The sequence below is a fragment of the Albidovulum sp. genome (assembly GCF_049646345.1).
GTDB lineage: Bacteria > Pseudomonadota > Alphaproteobacteria > Rhodobacterales > Rhodobacteraceae > Albidovulum.
On sequence record NZ_JBARVQ010000522.1, the window covers coordinates 1 to 5,328 of the forward strand.

Annotated in this window: 7 protein-coding genes; 4 read left to right on the plus strand and 3 right to left on the minus strand. The window is 62.8% G+C overall.

Annotated features, from left to right (window positions below; translation table 11 throughout):
- The 4 genes from WBB85_RS13355 to WBB85_RS13370 form a co-directional block, all read left to right on the plus strand.
- Positions 1-771 (plus strand): ABC transporter permease (locus WBB85_RS13355; protein WP_432639100.1); only part of this gene is annotated, 771 nt, incomplete at its 5' end.
- The gene (locus WBB85_RS13360) at positions 771-1,739 is read left to right on the plus strand and encodes an ABC transporter permease (protein WP_432639101.1); all 969 of its coding nucleotides are present in this window, start codon (positions 771-773) and stop codon (positions 1,737-1,739) included. The genes WBB85_RS13355 and WBB85_RS13360, both read left to right, overlap by 1 nt.
- A 127-nt stretch (positions 1,740-1,866) precedes the next feature.
- Positions 1,867-2,784, plus strand: a complete 918-nt coding sequence (locus WBB85_RS13365) for a sulfite exporter TauE/SafE family protein (protein WP_432639102.1) — start codon at positions 1,867-1,869, stop codon at positions 2,782-2,784.
- Positions 2,781-3,551 carry a TIGR02186 family protein gene (locus tag WBB85_RS13370; protein ID WP_432639103.1) on the plus strand — a complete coding sequence of 257 codons (771 nt, stop codon included), beginning with the start codon at positions 2,781-2,783 and terminating at the stop codon, positions 3,549-3,551. The genes WBB85_RS13365 and WBB85_RS13370 overlap by 4 nt, the downstream gene beginning before the upstream one ends.
- 9 nt (positions 3,552-3,560) lie before the next feature.
- On the opposite strand, the gene WBB85_RS13375 is transcribed toward WBB85_RS13370, so the two are convergent.
- The 3 genes from WBB85_RS13375 to WBB85_RS13385 all read right to left on the minus strand — a co-directional run.
- Positions 3,561-4,298 carry an SDR family oxidoreductase gene (locus WBB85_RS13375; protein ID WP_432639104.1) on the minus strand — a complete coding sequence of 246 codons (738 nt, stop codon included), beginning with the start codon at positions 4,296-4,298 and terminating at the stop codon, positions 3,561-3,563.
- A gap of 1 nt (position 4,299) precedes the next feature.
- The gene (locus WBB85_RS13380) at positions 4,300-4,536 is read right to left on the minus strand and encodes an Lrp/AsnC ligand binding domain-containing protein (protein WP_432639105.1); all 237 of its coding nucleotides are present in this window, start codon (positions 4,534-4,536) and stop codon (positions 4,300-4,302) included.
- A gap of 58 nt (positions 4,537-4,594) precedes the next feature.
- The coding region (locus WBB85_RS13385; RefSeq protein WP_432639106.1) for an ATP-binding domain-containing protein at positions 4,595-5,328 on the minus strand (734 nt) is incomplete at its 5' end.

Consider the following 5,328-nt stretch of genomic DNA (forward strand, 5'->3'; position numbering starts at 1 on the left):
ACGCTGGCTTTGCCCGGCGCGATGATCGCGGGTGCCTTGTTCGGGGCCGCCTGGGCGGCGATCCCCGCCTATCTTCAGGCCAAACGCGGCAGTCATGTCGTGATCACCACGATCATGTTCAACTACATCGCCGCCGCCCTGATCATCTACATGCTGGTCTCGGTGTTGAAACCCGCAGGCCAGATGGACCCCGCGACAGCCCGCTTCCCTGCGGCGACGAACCTGCCGACCCTGCACGAAATCCCGGGCCTGAGCGCGATTTTCGACAAGCAGATACCGGCCAATGTGACGCTCTTCGTGGCGCTCCTTGCCTGCTGGCTGGTCTGGCTTCTGCTCTGGCGCACACGGCTCGGCTATGAAATCCGCGCCTTTGGCAAGTCCGAACCGGCGGCCCTTTATGCCGGCATCTCACCCGTCCGGGTGACGATGATCGCCATGCTGATCTCGGGCGCGCTGGCAGGGCTTATGTCGATCAACAACGTCATGGGCGAAAGCGAGCGGCTGTTGCAGAACTCGACCGAGGGCGCGGGCTTCATCGGCATCGCGGTGGCGCTGATGGGGCGCAACCATCCGATCGGCGTCTTCCTCGCCGCGATCCTTTTTGGCTTCCTCTTTCAGGGCGGGGCGGAACTGGGTCTCTGGACCTCGATCCCGATCGAGCTTCGGACCGTCGTGCAGGGCCTCGTGATCCTCTTCACCGGTGCCCTTGACCACATGGTCCGCATGCTGCTCGGGCTCTTCTTCACCCCTCGCAGAACCGAGGTGGCGTGATGGATTTCGCAACGCTCATCCAGATCCTCGATTCCACCATGCGGCTGGCCACACCCTTGCTGCTGGCCTGCCTTGCCGGGCTTTATTCCGAACGCTCGGGCATCTTCGACATCGGGCTTGAGGGCAAGATGCTGATGGCCGCGATGTGCACCGGGGCCGTCGCCGCGCTGACCGGATCGGTCTGGATCGGGCTTCTTGCCGGGATCGCCGGGTCGATGATCTTCGCGCTGATCCATGGCATTGCCTCGATCACCTTCCGCGGCAACCAGCTGATTTCCGGCGTGGCGCTGAACTTCGTGGCCTCGGGCATCACGGTGCTGATTGCCCAGTCGCTCTTCCATCAGGGCGGGCGTACCCCCCCCCTGTCCGGCCCCGCCCGCTTCAACCCGATTGAGCTGCCCTTTGCCGAGGCGCTGTCCGGCGTACCCATCCTCGGCCCGCTTTATGCCGAAGTCATTTCGGGCCACGGCGCGCTCGTCTATATCGCGCTTCTCTGCGTACCGCTCACATGGTGGGTGCTCTACCGGTCGCGCTTCGGGTTACGACTGCGCGCTGTGGGCGAAAACCCCGCCTCGGTCGACACGGCAGGTATCTCGGTGGTGCGATTGCGCTATACCGCCGTCCTGATTACCGGCGTCCTCTGCGGCCTTGCCGGTGCCTATATGGCCGCAGGTCTGCAAACCGGGTTTGGCAAGGAAATGACGGCGGGACGTGGCTACATCGCACTCGCGGCGCTGATCTTTGCCAAGTGGCGGCCATGGTACGCGCTGATGGCCACGCTGCTCTTTGGTTTCTTCCAGGCACTGGCACTCAGACCCGACGTGATCAAGGCGACGATCGGCTTTGATGTACCGGTTCCGGCACTCGACGCGCTGCCCTATATCCTGACGGTCATCGTGCTTGCGGGCTTTGTCGGACGCGCCATTCCGCCCCGCGCCGGGGGCGAGCCTTACGTCAAGGAACGCTGATCCGGACATCTGGACTCATGCGGACATTGGAACTGGCCCAAAGTCCAGTCTCGCAACGGTTTGACACCAGCCCCGCATAGGGGCATGAGTGGTCAAGGGTTCTTTTGCTGTTCGGTATCGCGTTCTCATGCAGATCTACCTCCCTATCGCCGAGGTATCGGTCAATGCGTTCCTGCTTTTAGGGCTGGGCGGTATTGTCGGCATGCTGTCTGGCATGTTCGGCGTCGGCGGCGGTTTCCTGATGACGCCGCTTCTGTTTTTCATCGGCATTCCCCCGGCTGTCGCGGTTGCGACCGAGGCGAACCAGATTGTCGCCTCGTCCTTCTCGGGCGTGCTTGCCCATCTCAAACGCAAGACAGTCGACCTCCGGATGGGCACGGTCCTGCTGACGGGCGGTCTTGTCGGTGCAGCACTTGGCGTACAGCTTTTCAATTTCCTGAAAAGTCAGGGTCAGGTCGATCTTCTGGTCAAGCTTTGTTACGTCGTCTTTCTGGGCATCATCGGCGCGCTGATGTTCGTCGAAAGCCTGAATGCGATCCGGCGGTCGCGCAAACCCGGCGCGGTGCCGGTGCGCAAGAAACACAACTGGGTCCACAACCTGCCCTTCAAGATGAAGTTCCGCACCTCGGGGCTTTACATCTCGGTCATCCCGCCGCTGATCGTCGGGGTGCTGGTCGGCATCCTCGCCGCGATCATGGGGGTTGGCGGCGGCTTCATCATGGTGCCCGCGATGATCTACCTCTTGGGCATGCCCACCAAGGTCGTTGTCGGCACCTCGCTGTTCCAGATCATCTTCGTCACCGCCTTCACCACGCTTTTGCATGCCACGACCAACTTCACCGTGGACATGCCGCTGGCGGTGCTGCTGCTGATCGGCGGCGTCATCGGCGCACAGTTCGGCGCGATGATCGGCACGCGGCTGAAAGCTGAACAACTGCGCATCCTCCTGGCGATGATGGTGCTCGCGGTCTGTCTGAAACTGGCGCTCGATCTGCTGATCGAACCGTCTGAACTCTACTCCATCGGCGCAGCGGGGCACGGATGATGCGACAGCTTCTTGCGCTTGTCATGCTGACCCTCGCCCTTGCCTCACCCGGCATGGCGCAAGAGGAAATCGTCGCCGATCTCAGCCAGCGGCAGGTTCCCATCACCGCCGATTTCGACGGTTCGGAACTGATCCTCTACGGCGCGGTCAAACGCGAAACCCCGATCTCGGTCACCGAGCCCTTGTCGGTGATCATCACCGTCGCAGGCCCGTCCAATCCGGTCACAGTGAGGCGCAAGGAAAAGGTCGCGGGGATCTGGATCAACACCGATGCGGTCGAGATTGATAGTGCGCCCTCGTTCTACGCCATCTCCACGTCGCGCCCGTTGAACCAGATCCTCTCGGAGACCGAGGATCTGCGTTACAAGATTTCGATCCCGCGCGCGATCCGGTCGGTCGGCGCACCGCAGGCGGTAACAGATGCACACGAATTCACCAATGCGCTGATGCGGATCAAGGCGGCAAACGGCACCTATCAGGCGCGGCCGAATACGGTCGCCTTCTTCGATCAGACGCTGTTCAAGACCGCCATCACGCTGCCTGCGAACCTGACCGAGGGGACCTACAAGGTTACTCTCTACCTGACCCGCGACCGGCATGTGGTCACCAGTTATTCGACCAATCTTGCCGTAGAGAAGGTGGGCCTGGAACGGTTCCTCTACCGCCTCGCCCATGACCAGCCGCTGGTTTACGGCCTTCTGTCGCTTTTCATCGCGATTGTCGCGGGCTGGGGCGCTTCGGCGATCTTCCGGTATTTCACGGGCTGATCGGGCCGGTCAGCCGCGCCCGACAAAGGGCATGTTGGTCGCCATCACCGTGACCGACAGCATATTGGCGCCGGGCGGCAGTGTTGCCATCGACCACACCGTCTCGGCCACATCGGCCACAGCCATCATCGGTTCAGCCCGGATGCTGCCGTCAGCCTGCGGCACGCCTTGGGCGATCTTCGCGGCAAGCTCGGTACGGGCATTGCCGATATCAATCTGACCGCAGGCAATACCGAACGGGCGACCATCGAGCGCCAGCGTCTTCGTCAGCCCGGTTACCGCATGTTTGGTTGTCGTGTAACAGACCGAACCCGGTCGCGGCGCATGGGCCGAGATGGAGCCGTTGTTGATGATCCGCCCGCCCTGCGGCTCCTGCGCCCGCATTTGGCGAAATGCCGCGCGGGCGGCATGGAACATACCGGTCAGGTTGACGGCCAGCATGTCGGTCCAGTCCGACAAGGGGATTTCGTCGATCAACCCGCCGGGTCGCATGATCCCTGCATTGTTGAAAAGCGCATCCACCCGTCCAAATCGTTCGGTGGTGGCCGCGAAAGCCGCATCGACCGCACTCGCATCGGCCACGTCGCAGGCCAGCGACAAGGCGTTGTTATGACCCTTTGCGATATCCTTCAGCACATCGCCCCGCCGCGCGATCATCGCGACGTTCCAGCCCCCCGTCAGGAACCGTTCGGCCACGGCGCGCCCGATCCCGGCCGAAGCGCCGGTGACGACGATCGTGCCCGCCATCTCAGAACGCCTTGAAGGTCATCGTCGTCAGCGTCCGCGCGATGCCCGGAATATCAAAAAGCCTTTCGTTCAGCCAATGGCCGACATCCTGATCCTCGGGGACATAAACCTTGGCCATCAGATCGTAATCGCCTGAGGTCGAATATAGCTCGGACACGACCTCGCGGTCATAGACCGCATCGGCGACCTCATAGGTCTTGCCGGGATGACATCGGAACTGGACGAAGACACAGCGCATGGATTCACCTCTCTTTCGGCGGAGAGTAGCGGCAGCGAAACCCGATGGGAAGCGGCGGTCAGTCCTCAACCTCGGGTGCGAGTGTGAGGGGCGCCACCCCCTTCGGCAGATCGGCGGCGGTGAGCGGCGCGGCGGGACGTGCAAGGCGGTTCCTTACGACCCAGTGCAGCCGCGTCTCGGCCCGTGTGATCGCGACATAGGCAAGGCGTTTCCAAAGGGGGATGCCTGCCTCCATCCGCCCTACCTTCGCCGCGACGAACAGGTCAGGCGCGAAGACCTGCACATCGGGCCATTGCGAACCTTGCGCCTTGTGGATCGTCACCGCCGAGCCATGCAGGAAGGCCGCCCCCATATGGGCGGCGGAGGGGATGAAAGGTTCTTCCTCATCCGGCAGTTCGATCTTGATGATCGAGGCGGCGGACACCTGCGGGTCCTCGGCGCCGATGACATGCAACTTGGCAAAACCCGCTTTCTTGCCGGGGCCGAGGTAGATGACCTGCGCGCCCTTGATCAGACCGCGCGCCTCCAGATCGATACGCTTCTTGCGGTGCTTCAGGGGCAGTTCGATCCCGTCGCAGATCAGGGGCTCACCCGGCAGCAGGTCGTCCTCGGGCGCGCCATAGGCGGCGCGGAACGCCTGGATCAGCCTGATGCGGGTCTGGTTGCGCCAGACCAACACGGGCGAACGCGCCATCATGTCCGCCTCGACCCGCTGGCCGACGATCACCCTGTCGTCGCGACGGGCGGCATCCTCGACCATCCTCTCGAAGGCTTCGAAACTCAGGTCCGGAT

Bases quoted from the DNA above. Each gene is read 5' to 3' on its own strand.
- WBB85_RS13360 (WP_432639101.1), top strand. From the start codon at position 771: ATGGATTTCGCAACGCTCATCCAGATCCTCGATTCCACCATGCGGCTG.
- WBB85_RS13365 (WP_432639102.1), top strand. From the start codon at position 1,867: ATGCAGATCTACCTCCCTATCGCCGAGGTATCGGTCAATGCGTTCCTG.
- WBB85_RS13375 (WP_432639104.1), bottom strand. From the start codon at position 4,298: ATGGCGGGCACGATCGTCGTCACCGGCGCTTCGGCCGGGATCGGGCGC.
- WBB85_RS13380 (WP_432639105.1), bottom strand. From the start codon at position 4,536: ATGCGCTGTGTCTTCGTCCAGTTCCGATGTCATCCCGGCAAGACCTAT.
- WBB85_RS13370 (WP_432639103.1), top strand. From the start codon at position 2,781: ATGATGCGACAGCTTCTTGCGCTTGTCATGCTGACCCTCGCCCTTGCC.